The organism is Nonomuraea guangzhouensis (assembly GCF_019396345.1).
Classification (GTDB): domain Bacteria; phylum Actinomycetota; class Actinomycetes; order Streptosporangiales; family Streptosporangiaceae; genus Nonomuraea; species Nonomuraea guangzhouensis.
Genome location: NZ_JAHKRM010000015.1, coordinates 314,429 through 328,654 on the forward strand (window position 1 = coordinate 314,429; position 14,226 = coordinate 328,654).

11 protein-coding genes are annotated in these 14,226 nt (G+C 72.2%); all 11 read left to right on the top strand.

From position 1 onward, the window contains the following. Positions 1 to 193: 193 nt before the first annotated feature. A complete protein-coding gene (locus KME78_RS30805; protein WP_308127197.1) occupies positions 194 to 1,171 on the top strand; it encodes a dihydroorotate dehydrogenase in 978 nt (325 codons plus the stop codon). Continuing rightward, on the top strand, positions 1,168 to 1,866 hold the full coding sequence (gene pyrF, locus KME78_RS30810; protein WP_219532883.1) for an orotidine-5'-phosphate decarboxylase: 699 nt from the start codon (positions 1,168 to 1,170) through the stop codon (positions 1,864 to 1,866). Before KME78_RS30805 ends, pyrF begins: the two co-directional genes overlap by 4 nt. 1,300 nt (positions 1,867 to 3,166) lie before the next feature. After that, positions 3,167 to 3,490, top strand: coding sequence for an integration host factor, actinobacterial type (gene mihF / locus KME78_RS30815; RefSeq protein ID WP_214637712.1), 324 nt, complete (start codon positions 3,167 to 3,169; stop codon positions 3,488 to 3,490). 43 nt (positions 3,491 to 3,533) lie between these two features. Beyond that, on the top strand, positions 3,534 to 4,196 hold the full coding sequence (gmk, locus tag KME78_RS30820) for a guanylate kinase (RefSeq protein ID WP_219532884.1): 663 nt from the start codon (positions 3,534 to 3,536) through the stop codon (positions 4,194 to 4,196). 5 nt (positions 4,197 to 4,201) lie between these two features. Next, positions 4,202 to 4,471, top strand: a complete 270-nt coding sequence (gene rpoZ / locus KME78_RS30825; RefSeq protein WP_214637710.1) for a DNA-directed RNA polymerase subunit omega — start codon at positions 4,202 to 4,204, stop codon at positions 4,469 to 4,471. 8 nt (positions 4,472 to 4,479) lie between these two features. Further along, positions 4,480 to 5,697 carry a bifunctional phosphopantothenoylcysteine decarboxylase/phosphopantothenate--cysteine ligase CoaBC gene (gene coaBC, locus KME78_RS30830; protein ID WP_219532885.1) on the top strand — a complete coding sequence of 406 codons (1,218 nt, stop codon included), beginning with the start codon at positions 4,480 to 4,482 and terminating at the stop codon, positions 5,695 to 5,697. A 26-nt stretch (positions 5,698 to 5,723) separates the two neighbouring features. Then, complete coding sequence (locus KME78_RS30835; RefSeq protein WP_219532886.1) at positions 5,724 to 6,092, top strand: hypothetical protein; 369 nt, start codon at positions 5,724 to 5,726, stop codon at positions 6,090 to 6,092. Positions 6,093 to 6,211: 119 nt separating this feature from the next. Further along, on the top strand, positions 6,212 to 7,399 hold the full coding sequence (gene metK, locus KME78_RS30840) for a methionine adenosyltransferase (protein ID WP_219532887.1): 1,188 nt from the start codon (positions 6,212 to 6,214) through the stop codon (positions 7,397 to 7,399). A gap of 106 nt (positions 7,400 to 7,505) precedes the next feature. Continuing rightward, complete coding sequence (locus tag KME78_RS64815; protein ID WP_246652116.1) at positions 7,506 to 9,935, top strand: ATP-binding protein; 2,430 nt, start codon at positions 7,506 to 7,508, stop codon at positions 9,933 to 9,935. 78 nt (positions 9,936 to 10,013) lie between these two features. Beyond that, positions 10,014 to 13,004: a primosomal protein N' family DNA-binding protein gene (locus KME78_RS64820; protein WP_372454970.1), complete on the top strand. Its 2,991-nt coding sequence runs from the start codon at positions 10,014 to 10,016 to the stop codon at positions 13,002 to 13,004. Between the two features lie 49 nt (positions 13,005 to 13,053). Further along, positions 13,054 to 14,226, top strand: a 1,173-nt coding sequence (locus KME78_RS30865) for a hypothetical protein (protein ID WP_219532888.1), incomplete at its 3' end; no start/stop codon positions are given.

Here is a 14,226-nt window from a genome sequence, read left to right on the forward strand (position 1 = left end):
AGCTCCCACGTCCCCCGAAGGACCTCCGCCTCCTACGGCGCTCGCGTCCCCCGAAGGACCTCCGCCTCCAACGGTGCTCGCGTCTCCCGAAGGACCTCCGCCCCCTACGGCGCTCGCGTCCCCCGAAGGACCCCCGCCCCCTGCGGCGCTCGCGTTTTCGGCGGCGCTGTTCTTTCTGCGGCGGTGACCTGACGTGTCAGTAGATATGCGGACCTTCCTGGCGCACGTCGAGCTGGCCAACCCCATCACCACCGCCGCCGGCTGCGCCGCCTCTGGCCGCGAGCTGGCCCAGTTCTTCGACCTGCACCGCCTGGGCGCCCTGACCACCAGTTCGATCACCATGGCCCCGCGCGCCGGCCGCCCCACCCCCCGGATGGCCGAGACCCCCTCAGGCATGCTCAACGCCGTCGGCCTCCAGGGCCCCGGCATCGACGCCTTCCTCGAACGCGAGCTGCCCTGGCTGGCCCAGCGCGGCATCAGGACCATCGTGTCGATCGGCGGCGGCACCGTGGCCGAGTACTCCGCGCTGGCCCGCAGGCTGGCCGACGCGCCCGGCGTCACGGCCCTGGAGGTGAACCTGTCCTGCCCGAACATCGAGGACCGCGGCCGGGTCTTCGCCCGCGAGGGCAGCGCCGCCGCCGAGGTGATCGCCTCGGTGCGGTCCATCATGCGGTACGACGTGCCGGTGGTCGCCAAGCTCGCCCCCGACGTGGCCGACATCGTGTCGGTCGCCCGAGCCTGCGTCGACGCCGGAGCCGACGCGCTGTCCATGATCAACAACCCGCTCGGCATGGCCATCGACACCGAGGCGCTGCGGCCCTCGCTCGCGGCCGTGACCGGCGGGCTGTCGGGACCGGCCATCCTGCCCCTGGCGGTACGGTGCGTGTGGCAGGTGCACGCCGCCCTGCCCGGGGTGCCGTTGATCGGCGTCGGCGGCGTGACGACCGGCAGGGACGCCTTCCAGCTCATCCTGGCGGGCGCCTGCGCGGTCGGAGTGGGGACGGCGCTGTTCCACGACCCCTACGCGTGCCTGCGCATCGAGCGAGAGCTTGAGGACCTGCTGAGGGCACGCGGCTTCCAGCGCCTGGCCGACGCGGTCGGCCTGGCCCACCGTCCGCCGGGGAGCGCCCCCCGGCACCTGCTCGTCGACTCCGAGGAGAGCTCCCCTTGACGCCCGCACCCATTGCCGTCGCCCTCGACGCCCCCGACCTGGAGACCGCCGCCAGATGGGCCGCCCTGGTGACACCGCACGTCACCACGGTGAAGATCGGGCTGGAGCTCTATCTGCGCTACGGCCCCGACGTGATCGCCTCGGTCCGCGGCGCGAGCGGCGTACAGGTCTTCCTGGACCTGAAGCTGCACGACATCCCCAACACGGTCGCCGGCGCGGCCAAGGCCGTCTCCCGTCTGCGCCCGGCCATCCTCACGGTCCACGCGGCGGGCGGCCCCGCGATGATCCGCGCGGCCGTCGAGGCGGCCCCGGACACCCAGATCGCGGCGGTGACGGTTCTCACGTCGCTGTCGGAGGCCGATCTGAGCCGCATCGGGCTCGCGGGCCCCGCCTCGGACGCGGTGCGCCGCCTGGCCGCCCTGTCGGTCGAGTCGGGGGCCACCGCCCTGGTGTGCTCGCCGCACGAGGTCGTCGACGTACGGTCGGAGGTGGGGCCGGGGATCACGCTCATCACGCCCGGCGTACGGCCGGCCGGGGCCGACAGCCAGGACCAGGCGCGGGTCGCGACGCCCGAGCAGGCGCTGGCGGACGGCGCCGACCTCCTGGTCATCGGCCGCCCGATCACCGCCTCCCCGGACCCGGGCGCCACGGCGGCCGCCATCGCGTCCTCCTTGCGCCGCACGATCCCCTCCTGAGGGCTTCCTGGCGCCCTTCATGGGGTCGGCCGTGAACGGTCCTTCTTTCATAGGGGTCCGTTCGCGAAGAGCATGTGCGAGGGCGGGGGCCCGTCTGTGAGGGGCCGTTCGTGAGGGCGGGGGCCTGTCTGTGAGGGGCCGTTCGTGAGGGCGGGGGCCTGTCTGTGAGTGGCCGTTCGTGAGGGCGGGGGCCTGTCTGTGAGGGGCCGTTCGTGAGGGCGGGGGCCTGTCTGTGAGGGGCCGTTCGTGAGGGCGGGGGCCTGTCTGTGAGGGCCCGTTCGTGAGAGTGAGAGCCCGATCGTGAAGGCGACCGCCTGTCTGTAAGGGTCCTCGTGCGGACGCGGGCCCGTTGGTGAGGGTGCGCGCCTGTTGGTGGGGTCGGCCCGTGAGGGCGTGAGGGGACTGCCCACTCGCGGTCGTGTGGGGCTCGGACCCCGCGCGAGCCGGGTAGCCGCTCCCGTCGTGGTGCGCCTTCAGCCCCGCGCAAGGCCGCCTGGACGCGTGCGCCGATGCCCAGGGGCGCCACCCAATGGGGCCCGTGTGTAGCTCGGCCACCGTGGGGGCAGGGCCGACGATCGCTCAGGTCGTGAAGCATCAGCCCGCTGCCGGGTCGGCCGGACGTCGTGCGGTGGTGCCCTGCGCGCCACCGCGGGTCGTCCAGGGCGGCTCGGGCCCACGTAGGGCGGTTCGAACAGCTCGGACCTGCCTATGGCGAGCCGAGTCACTCGGACTTACCTATGGCGAGCCAGGGCGTCTCCGCCCCGCGTACGGCGAGCCGAGGTGTCTCCAGCCCGCCTATGGCGAGCCGAGGGCGACTCGGGCCCGCGTACGGCAAGCAAGGAAGACTCTTGCTCCGCAGGTGCCACCCGTTCATGGCAAGCCGCCCTCCGTGGACACGCGCTACGGCGGGTGGCCGTGTACGCACGGTGAGCGCCTCCCCGGAGAGATGGCGGTGCCCAAGGATGCCTCACACCGACCGTACATGATCGTGAAAACACCCGCGCAGCGCGCGCGGACGCCCACCTCGGGCGGGGTTTCGGACCCGATCCCGCGCACGTTTCGGACACCTCTCCCTGACGGGTAGGTGATCATCATCGTACCCCCACCGCGCTTCCTGTGTGTAAGGAAGAAGCGGGAAGTGAAGGCGATTTGATCAGCAGTCTGTAGTTTTCCAGACACAGAGAGTGATGAAGTGGATTTTGTGAGGAGAGAAACTGGGTTTGACGTTGCTTAGGGGGCGATGACCAGCTAGTTTCCCTTCCCGTCCGAGTACATCGACAGAAATTCGAGGTGACCCGGCGTGGCTCTTCCTCCCCTGACCCCTGAGCAGCGCGCCGCAGCCCTGCAGAAGGCTGCCAAGGCCCGTAAAGAGCGTGCCGAGGTCAAGAACCGGCTCAAGCATGGCGCGGTTTCTCTGGCTGAGGTGCTCAAGGATGGGCAGACCGACGACGTCATCGGCAAGATGAAGGTGTCGGCCTTGTTGGAATCGCTCCCAGGCGTGGGCAAAGTCCGCGCCAAGCAGCTCATGGAGCGGCTTGCCATTGCCGAGTCCCGCCGCGTGCGGGGTCTCGGTGCGAACCAGAGGGCCTCCCTCGAGCGCGAGTTCGGTGGCAACGAGAGCTAATCTCGGTTCCACACGAAAGCGCAGGTTCAATGGGGGGTAGGAAGTGACCGACAGGTCCAGGTCTGGCAGTGTTTGGGCCCATGAGGCAGTCGGATCTGGGGTCGGCGACTTCCTCCCCTCGAGCGAGCGGCGCCTGACGGTCCTGTCGGGACCGTCGGGCGTCGGTAAGTCAACGGTCGTCGCCGAGCTCCGGCGGGCACACCCCGAGGTGTGGCTGTCGGTCTCGGTGACAACCAGAAAACCCCGCCCCGGCGAGGTGCACGGGATCCACTACTTCTTCGCCGACGACGAGGAGTTCGACCGGCTCGTGGAGTCGGGTGAGCTGCTCGAGTGGGCGGAGTTCGCCGGCAACAGGTACGGCACGCCGCGCGCGGCCGTGCTCGACCGGCTCGCCGCGGGCATGCCCACGCTGCTCGAGATCGACCTGGAAGGCGCCAGGCAGGTACGCCGGAGCATGCCGGACGCCCTGCTGGTCTTCCTGGCCCCACCCTCCTGGGAGGAGCTGGAGAAGCGGCTCCGCGGCCGCGGCACCGAACCCGAGGACGTCATCGCCCGCCGCCTGGAGGCCGGGCACGTCGAGATGGCGGCCGAGAAGGAATTCGACCTCACGCTGGTGAACACGAGTGTCAAAGAGGTGTGCCGCCGGCTGATAGCCTTGATGACTGACCCTCAGGGGGTCATCAAAACCACCAACCGAGAGGTCTGACAATCGTGGCAGGAATTGCCCCGGTCGCAGAGGGCATCACCAACCCGCCGATCGACGCGCTGCTCGACATCGTCGACAGCAAGTATTCCCTGGTGATCATGGGTGCCAAGCGCGCCCGCCAGATCAACGCCTACTACTCCCAGCTCGGCGAGGGCCTGCTCGAATACGTCGGACCGCTGGTCGAGACGCACGCGCAGGAGAAGCCGCTGTCCATCGCGCTGCGCGAGGTCGCCGAGGGCCTGCTCAACGCCGAGCCCATCGAAGGCGCGGTCTGACCCGTTAAATGAAGGTCGTCCTGGGCGTCAGCGGGGGCATCGCCGCGTACAAGGCGTGTGAGTTGTTGCGCCTGTTCACCGAGTCCGGGCACGAGGTGCGGGTCGTGCCGACCCGCGACGCCCTGCGATTCGTGGGCGAGCCCACCTGGGCGGCGCTGTCCGGCAACCCGGTGACGACCGACGTGTGGGACGACGTTCACGAGGTGCCCCACGTGCGGATCGGCCAGCGGGCCGACCTCGTCGTGGTGGCGCCCGCGACCGCCGACGTGCTCGCCAAGGCCGCCCACGGCCTGGCGGGCGACCTGCTCACCAACACGCTGCTGACCGCGCGCTGCCCGGTGGTGTTCGCGCCCGCGATGCACACCGAGATGTGGCAGCACCCCGCCACCCGCGCCAACGTCTCGACGCTGCGCGAACGGGGCTCCGTGGTGATCGATCCCGCGGTCGGGCGCCTCACCGGCGCCGACAGCGGGCCCGGGCGCCTGCCCGATCCCGCCGAGATCTTCCAGATCTGCCTGCGCGTACTTGCCGGGCGCCCGCGCGACCTGGCCGGACGGCATGTCGTCGTCTCCGCCGGTGGCACGCGCGAGGCCATCGATCCGGTCCGCTACCTGGGCAACCGGTCCTCCGGGCTGCAGGGCTACGCTCTGGCCCGCACGGCCGTCGCCCGCGGGGCCCGCGTGACCCTGGTGGCGGCCAACGTGTCGCTGCCCGATCCGGCCGGGGCCGACGTGGTGCGGGTGGAGTCGGCGGCCGAGCTGCGCGAGGCGGTGCTGACCGCCGCCACCGCCGCGGACGTGGTGGTGATGGCGGCGGCCGTGGCCGACTTCCGGCCCGCCGCCCGGCACGACTCCAAGATCAAGAAGTCCGACGGCGAGCCCGACCCCATCCATCTGGTGAAAAATCCGGACATCCTGGCGGAGTTGGGGGAGCGGCGACACGCCGGCGGGCCGAAGCCCGAGGTGATCGTCGGGTTCGCCGCCGAGACCGACGACGTGCTCGCCAACGGGCAGGCCAAGCTCGCCCGCAAGGGCTGCGATCTGCTCGTCGTCAACCAGGTGGGCCCCCACCTGGCCTTCGGTACGCCCGACAACGCCGCGACCGTGCTCGTCGCGGGCGGCGAGCCGGTGGAGATCCCGCGCGGTCCCAAGGACGACGTCGCCGACGCCGTATGGGATCAAGTCGCCAACCTGTTGCGACATCCCCGAACGCCTGCCGATACTTAGGCAAAGGGGGCAAAAGGGGGCGGGGAATGCCGGTGAGTTCCGCTGTCAGGGATCGCTGCAGGACATTGCTCGGCGAACAGGGGGACATCCGCTACGTCTTCCCCGCGCTGTCCTTAGGACCCCAGGACACGGCGAACTTCCTGATCGTGGTCACCGACAACGCCATCTCGGTCCTCGCCACCAGGATGCTCAGGAGCGACCGCCCGGTCGCGGTCCACGCGACGTTCCCGCGCCACACCAGGCTCGGGCCGATCATGCAGGCCTCCTTGCCGGTGATCGAGCTGGGCGTGATGGCCTTCGAGTTCGAGGAGGAGTACGCCGCGGTGGTGGCCGCCGCCGACGCGGAGATCTTCGCGCCGGAGACGCTGCCCCCGGATCCCCTGCCCGACCTGTGATGGGCCCGTTTCGCGCCATGCCGGTGGGTAGGGCTACACTTCGGCGAGGCACTGGCCGGGGTGTACAGTCGCCGGAGCCCGCACGTCCGTCAGCAGCCGCTGCATGAGGAGCCACTGAGTTGTCACGTCGCCTGTTCACCTCCGAGTCGGTCACCGAAGGCCACCCGGACAAGATCGCCGACCAGATCAGTGACGCGATTCTCGACACCATGCTCAAGGACGACCCCAAGAGCCGGGTCGCCGTCGAGACGATGATCACTACCGGCCAGGTCCATGTCGCAGGCGAGGTCACGACCGAGACCTACGTCGACATCCCCGGCGTCATCCGGGAGAAGATCCTGGAAATCGGCTACGACGCCTCCCACAAGGGCTTCGACGGCGCCTCCTGCGGCGTGTCGGTGTCCATCGGGGCGCAGTCGCCCGACATCGCCCAGGGCGTCGACGACGCCTACGAGCACCGAGTCGACGGGGACATCGACGAGCTCGACCGTCAGGGCGCGGGCGACCAGGGCCTGATGTTCGGCTACGCCTGCCGCGAGACGCCCGAGCTGATGCCGCTGCCGATCACGCTCGCGCACCGGCTGGCCCAGCGCCTGTCCGAGGTCCGCAAGTCCGGCACCGTCCCCTACCTGCGGCCCGACGGCAAGACCCAGGTCACCATCGAGTACGACGGCGACCAGCCGGTCCGGCTCGACACCGTGGTCGTCTCGACGCAGCACGCGGCCGAGATCGACCTCAAGGAGATGCTGACGCCCGACATCAAGGAGCACGTGGTCGACCCCGTGCTCGCGGGCCTCGACATCGACATCGAGGGCTACCGCCTGCTGGTCAACCCGACCGGCCGGTTCGAGATCGGCGGCCCGATGGGCGACGCCGGCCTCACCGGACGCAAGATCATCATTGACACCTACGGCGGCATGGCCCGCCACGGTGGCGGCGCCTTCTCCGGCAAGGACCCGTCCAAGGTCGACCGCTCGGCCGCCTACGCCATGCGCTGGGTCGCCAAGAACGTCGTGGCCGCCGGGCTCGCCGACCGCTGCGAGGTCCAGGTCGCCTACGCCATCGGCAAGGCTCAGCCGGTCGGCCTGTTCGTCGAGTGCTTCGGCACCGAGAAGCTGCCGGTCGAGAAGATCCAGGCCGCCGTGCTCCAGGTGTTCGACCTGCGTCCGGCCGCGATCATCCGCGACCTCGACCTGCTGCGCCCGATCTACTCGGAGACCGCCGCCTACGGCCACTTCGGCCGCGAGGGCTTCTCCTGGGAGTCGACCGACCGCGCCGAGACGCTGAGGTCCGCCGCCGGTCTGTGACGCGATCGCGCTGGATGCCGCATCCCGATTGTGGGATGCGGCATCTGCGCGTTCAGGGCGGGGGCCGTCCCCGGAGGCGAACCAGGCAGCACGTAACGTGGTCTTCTTGGATCTTCCGGAAATCGAGGAACGGATCATGTCATGGCGTGCCACGCCGACCAGCTTCGTGGGTCGCCGCCAGGAGGTCGCGGACGTCCGGCGGATGCTCCAGCGCCGCCGCCTCGTCAGCGTCACCGGCATCGCCGGAGTCGGCAAGACCCGGGTGGCCATCCGGGCGGCGCAGCTCATGCGGCGGGCCTTCACCGACGGCATCGAGTACGTCGAGCTGTCCGGGCACACCGACCCCGCGTCCCTCGAACAGGTCATCGCCCAGGCCCTGTACGTCCAGGGTGACCTGACCGCGCACCTGTCGCGCCGCAGCCAGCTCCTGGTGCTCGACACCTGCGAACACCTGGCCGACGCGTGCTCCGGCCTCGTACGCTCGCTGCTGCGCGCCGCCCCCGGCCTGCACGTGCTGGCCACGAGCAGGCAGGCGCTGCGCGTGCCCGGCGGGCAGGCGGTCATCGTCCGGCCGCTGGCCGTACCAGGTGGCGAGTCGGCGCCAGCCGACGTGGCGCGCGTCGAGTCGGTGTCGCTCCTGCTGGACCGGATCGCGGCCGTCGATCCCGGCTTCGAGCTCACCGAGCGGAACGCGGCTGCCGTCGCCGAGGTCTGCCGCCGCCTGGAGGGCATCCCGCTGGCCATCGAGCTGGTGGCCGTCCATGCGCGGCAACTGCCCGTGGACGAACTGCTGACGCGGATGGACGCGTTCGGCCCGCCGAGCGGGCTTTCGACCATGCAGGCGGTGATCGCGTGGAGTCATGAGCTCTGCTCGCCCGAGGAACGTCTGCTGTGGGAGCGGCTGACCGTGTTCGCGGGGAGCTTCGAGCGGGCGGGGGGCGAGGCCGTCTGCTCCGGTGGCGCGCTGGCCGCCGCACGGGTGTACCCCGCGCTGGCGGCGCTGGTCGAGAAGTCGATCGTGACCGAGGAGCGGGACGAGCGGCGCACGGCGTACCGGATGCCCGACAGCGTGCGCGAGTTCGCCGCCGCCCGTCTGGAGGGCACCGGCGAGCAGGAACGGCTGCGGACCCGCCACCGCGAGCACTACTACGCCGTCGCAGAGGCATTCGGCGCCGAGGGGCTGAGCGACGATTGGGCCGGGGAGACCGGTGCGGAGGGGCTGGGCGGCGATTGGGCCGGGGAGATCAGCGCCGAGGGGGCGGGTGGTGCAACGGGCGCGGGCCGTGACCGGGCCGAGGGGGTCGTCCGGGTCAGGGCCGACTGGGCGAACCTGAGGGCCGCGCTGGAGTCCTTCGCCGCCGACCCGGTCACCCGGGAGCGCGGGCTGAGGATGGGACTGCGGCTGGGCCATCTGTGCGCGTTCGGCGGGCCTGCTCGATATGGCCGCCGCTACCTGGAGCGCCTGCTGCCCATCACCTCGTGCCCGGATTCGGTACGGCTCCACGCCCTGCTGCACGTCGCCCAACTGGCGGCGGGCGGGGGAGACCTGGACGGGGCGCGCAAGGCACTCGACGAGGCCGAGGCCCCCGCGGCCCGTGTGGGCGCGCGCTGCGGCTGCCACCTGGCCAAGGCGCGCGGCACGGTCAGCCTCTGCGAGGGCGACCTGGCAGCGGCCGAGCTCCACCTGACCGAGAGCATCAACGGCCGGCCGCCCGACGGAGGCGCCCACCTGGTCAACGCCACCGTCACTCGAACCGGACCTCATGTGGTCAACGCCACCGTCACCCGAACTGGGCGTCACGTGATCAACGCCACCGTCGAACTGGGCGTCACGCTCATGCTCGCCGGCCGTACCGGCGAGGCGGACGAGGTCCTCACCCGGGCCCGCGCGCTCTGCGGGCAAGCAGGCGACGGCGCCACCACGGCCTGGACGGAGCTCGCGCTCGCCCTGGTCCGGCGGGCGGCCGGCCGGTACGCGGAAGCGGACACCCTGGCCACGGCCGCGCTGCGGGCGCAGGTGGCGCTGCACATCACATTCGGGCGGGCGCTCTGCGTCGAGGTCCTCGGCCGGCTCGCCGCCGACCAGGGCCGCCCCGCGCGCGCCGTACGGCTGCTGAGCGCGGTGCAACGTTTGTGGGGGTACGAGATGAACCCGCTGCTCGGCGCGCCGATCCTCGCCGCCGAACGCGACCCCGACCAGCGGGAACTACGCGAGACCCTCGGCCAGGACTACGGCAAAGCCGTCGCGGAAGGCCGCGCCATGTCGGCCGAGGAGGCGATCGCCGAGGCGCTCTCCCCGGGCGGCACCCCGCCGGTCGCGGTCGTACCGTTCTGGGCGCCGCTCACCCCGCGCGAGGCGGACGTCGCCGAACTGGTCGCCGACGGCCTGACCAACCGGCTGATCGCGCAGCGACTGCTCGTCGCCCGGCGCACAGTGGACTCCCACATGGAGAACATTTTCGCCAAACTCGGATTCTCCGGACGGAGTCAGGTCGCCGCATGGGTGATGGGGCGGCGGCAGCGGGAGGACGGCTGAGCCCGGGGCCTCCTGGGAGCCACTGGTCCGACAGGTAGGCGGGCGTTACCTACGGGCTGGGTCTGGTAGACGTAATGCGTGACCGACTCCGATGCCCTCCTGCCGCTCGACGCCGTGCGGAGGGTAGAGCCGTCGAAGCCCGCCAAGGGGGCGCCGGTCCCCGCTCCTTCGCGGCCGGTGGCCCGGGTGGCGGTCGACAACCCGCTGCCGCACCTGGACCGGCCGTTCGACTATCTGGTGCCGGCGTCGATGCATGAGACGGCCGAGCCGGGGGTGCGGGTGCGGGTGCGGTTCGCGGGCCAGTTGGTGGACGGGTTCGTGCTCGAACGGGTCGAGGAGAGCGACCACACGGGCAAGCTCACCGCCCTTGAGCGGGTCGTGTCGAGCGAGCAGGTGCTGACCGGGGAGATCGCGGGCCTGGCCAGGGCGGTCGCCGATCGTTACGCGGGCACGCTCGCCGACGTCCTCCGCCTGGCCATCCCACCCCGCCACGCCAGAGCCGAAGCGACCACCCCGAAGCCCGCCGGTACGGCCGCGGCTCCGCCGGCCCAGCCCGTCCGCCCGCCTGTCGGCCCGGCTGCCCCGGCCAATGACGTCTCCAGTGGTCCGGCGATCGGGACGTCCAGTGGTCCGGCGACCGGGACGCCCGGGGGTCCGGCGATCGGGACGCCCAGCGATGCGGCGGACGGTACGTCCAGCGGTCCGGCGATCGGGACGCCCGGCGATGCGGCGGACGGGATGCCCACCGGTCCAGGGACCACGACGCCCAGCTACACGGCGGCCGGGATGCCCAGCGACACGCCCAGTGACACCGCCACCGGTAGACCGAGGGACCTGGCCACCGGCGGCCCCGGAGATCCGGCGCCCGGTGGCCCCAGCGACCTGGTCCCCGGTGGGCCCAGTGGTCCGGTTGTCGGCACGTCCAGCCGTCCCACGATCGACACGCCTGGAGGCACTCCGGCCGGGGCGGACAGCGGGCATGGTCTTCCGGCGGTGGGCAGCGGGCCCCGGAGCGGGGCGGTCGACGGGTCTGACCGTGCGTCCGCCGGACCCTGGGACGACTACCCGATGGGGCCGTCGTTTCTCGACGCGCTCCGGAACGGCAGGGCGCCCAGGGCCGTCTGGTCGGCGCTGCCCGGCGCCAAGGGGTGGGCCGGAGCGGTGGCCGAGGCGGTGCGGGCGACGCTCGACGGTGGGCGGGGAGCGGTCGTCGTGGTGCCCGACGGCAAGGACGTGGCGCTGGCCGACGCCGAGCTCACCCGGGTGCTCGGCGACGGGATGCACGTGGCGCTCACCGCCGACCTGGGCCCGGCGGAACGCTACCGGCGTTGGCTGCGCGTCCTGAGAGGGCAGGTACGGGCGGTCGTGGGGACCCGGGCCGCCATGTTCGCCCCCGTGGCCGCGCTCGGCCTGGTGGCCATCTGGGACGACGGAGACGACCTTCACGCCGAACGGCTGGCCCCCTACCCGCACGCCCGCGAGGTCCTCGCCCTGAGGGCCCACCGTACGGGCGCCGCCATGCTGATCGGTGGCTACACGCGTACCGCCGAGGCCACGCAGCTCATCGCCAGCCGCTGGGCCAGGCCGATCGTGGCCGCCCGCACCACGATCAGAAGCCTCGCCCCCCGCGTACATCCCGCCGGAGAGGACGCCGAGCTCGCCAAGGACCAGGCCGCACGGCAGGCGAGGCTGCCCAGCCTGGCCTGGCGGGTGCTGCGCCAGGGGCTGGAGTCCGGTCCGGTGCTGGTCCAGGTGCCTCGGCGCGGCTACCTGCCCGCACTGGCCTGCCAGAACTGCCGCGCCCCCGCCCGCTGCGCGCTCCCGCCCACCCGCCTCAGCGCTCCCACGGCCTCCGGCGCCCAGACGAACGAGCCGCACGCCGTACCGGGCCTCGCGGTGGCGACGACAGCCAGCCGCAGCTCGGCCGGCGGGACGAGAAACAGCGGGACGAGAAACGGAGGAACGAGGCGCGGAGCGGCGAAGGACGCAGGCGGATCAGCCGCAGGGCCGGCTTCCGACGGCGGATCCCCGGAAGGGCTATGGTTCGGCAACGGGCCGGCCGACCTGCCAGGGACGGGTGACCGTCCGGGCGAGGGGCTGAGGTCTGGCGGGCGTTCGGGCGAGAGGTTGACGTCCGGCGAGAGGCCGGGATCTGGTGGCCGTCCGGGTGAAGGGCCGGGGTCCGGTGACCGATCGGCCGACCGGCTGGGATCGCGTGACAGGCCGGTCGAGGGGCCGGGATCCGACCGCGGACCTGTCGAGAGGCTCGGCGACATCACCTCCGTGAACGAGCAGAGCCTGTCTTGTCATGGCCCGCTCGCCCTCCGCGGCGGTCACACCGCCCCCTACTGCCGCTGGTGCGGCCGCGTGGACGCCGGTTGGAAGTGCCCGAACTGTGGTGGCCGCCGCCTCCGTGCCGTCGTCGTGGGCGCCCGCCGTACCGCCGAGGAGCTGGGTCGGGCGTTCCCGTCGGTTCCGGTACGCACGTCCGGCCGCGACGGCGTCCTCGCCACCGTGCCCGCCACCCGTGCCCTGGTCGTCGCCACGCCCGGCGCCGAGCCGGTGGCCGAGGGCGGTTACGCGGCGGCCGTGCTCCTCGACGGGTGGGCGCTGCTCGGCCGGGCCGACCTGCGGGCCGCCGAGGAGGCGCTGCGGCGTTGGACGAACGCCGCCGCCCTGCTCCGGCCCGGCGCCGAGGTGGTGGTGCTCGGTGACGCCGGGCTGCCGGCAGTACAGGCGCTGGTGCGCTGGGACCCGATCACCCACGCCGAGCGCGAGCTGGCCGAACGCGCCGAGCTGGGCTTCCCGCCCGCGGTGCGGATGGCGACGCTCACGGGTGCGGCCGCCGCGGTCCGGCAGATGCTCGACGAGACCCGCCTGCCGGACGGCGCGCAGGTGCTCGGCCCCGTGCCGGTGGACGAGACGGGCAGGGAACGCGCCATGATCCGCGTTCCGCGCGGCGGTGGCGCCGCGCTGGCCGCCGCGCTCAAAGGGACCAGTGGGGTACGTGCGGCGCGTAAGGCACCTGATGTCGTCCGAGTGAGTGTTGACCCCCTAGACCTGATTTAGGCAGTTTCCCCGATTCGCTCATCTGTAAGTCAGCCATTAGCGTGCCTCTGTGTCGATCGAATGGGTGAACCAGGCCATCGACGACCTCCGTGCCTGGGGGCGCGCGCGGGGTGTCGTGGTGGACGCGGACGAGGTCCGCTTGCTCTGCGACTACGCCAGCGACTATCTCAACGTCAACGAACTGGGCGACTTCACTCCCGCGACCTTCGACGAGCTGCTGCTGTCCATCTACCCCCGCAAGGTCATCGCGCCGCCCGAGAGCGCGCCGGAGACCGTCGCCGCCGCCCGTACCCTCGTCGACTACCTGCAGCAGTCCGGCGCGGTCGGCGCGGAGACCGCGGCGGCGATGCGTGCGGAGCTGACCGGCATCGAGCCGAGGATGCCCGAGGCGCTCGCCGACACGGCCAACTTCGGCATGGCCAAGAGCCTGTTCAGCTCCATCGGCCCCGAGTCGCTGGAGCAGTCGGTCGCCATCCCCTCGGGCGAGCTGCCCGACCTGGGAGAGGCGCCCTGCGACTGCCCGGGGTGCGCCCCGCTGCCCGCCGTACGGCTGGCGGAGCCCGGCACGCTCGTGGCCGAGCTGGCCGACGTGCCGCTCCTGGCCGGAGGAGACGCCGGACCGTACGAGGAGCTGCGGGAAGAGCTGAGGCGCGACGGCGGTGACGACCCGCTCCAGACGTGGGCCGAGATCGTCGCCCACGTCGTCGAACGCGACACACGCGGCACGATCACCGGCTCGGCCGAGCTCGACGAGGAGCTCTACGACCTGTTCGACATGCTCTACCGGCTGCGGGCGCCCGCGCCCGTCACCGTGATCGGCGACTACCTGGAGGAGGTCGCCGACGCGGGCGGCGCCGATCTGGACGCGGTGCTCGACCGGCTGGCCTGGTGCGGGATGGTCGTGGTCGAGGGCGACAGCGCCGGGCTGACCCCGCTGGCGGTGTGGGGGCTGCGTGAGCACTACCTGGCGCTCGGCCTGGACGCCCCGCAGGCCGCCGACCTGGCCGAGGCCGACGCGACCGGGCTCATCGAGGGCCTGCTCGACGGCATGCCCACCGAGCTGGCCGAAGAGGACATCAGCCGCTGGCTGGCCGGGCGCACCCCGATCGCGGCGGCGGCCGAGCTGCTCGCCGCCGCGTCCGGCGCCCCCGCCGTGGCGCGCGGCCTGGCGGTGACCATCGTCGACCGCCTCGGCGCCGAGGCGGAGCCCGAGGTACGCGCC

Bases quoted from the DNA above. Each gene is read 5' to 3' on its own strand.
- coaBC (WP_219532885.1), top strand. From the start codon at position 4,480: ATGAAGGTCGTCCTGGGCGTCAGCGGGGGCATCGCCGCGTACAAGGCG.
- KME78_RS30835 (WP_219532886.1), top strand. From the start codon at position 5,724: ATGCCGGTGAGTTCCGCTGTCAGGGATCGCTGCAGGACATTGCTCGGC.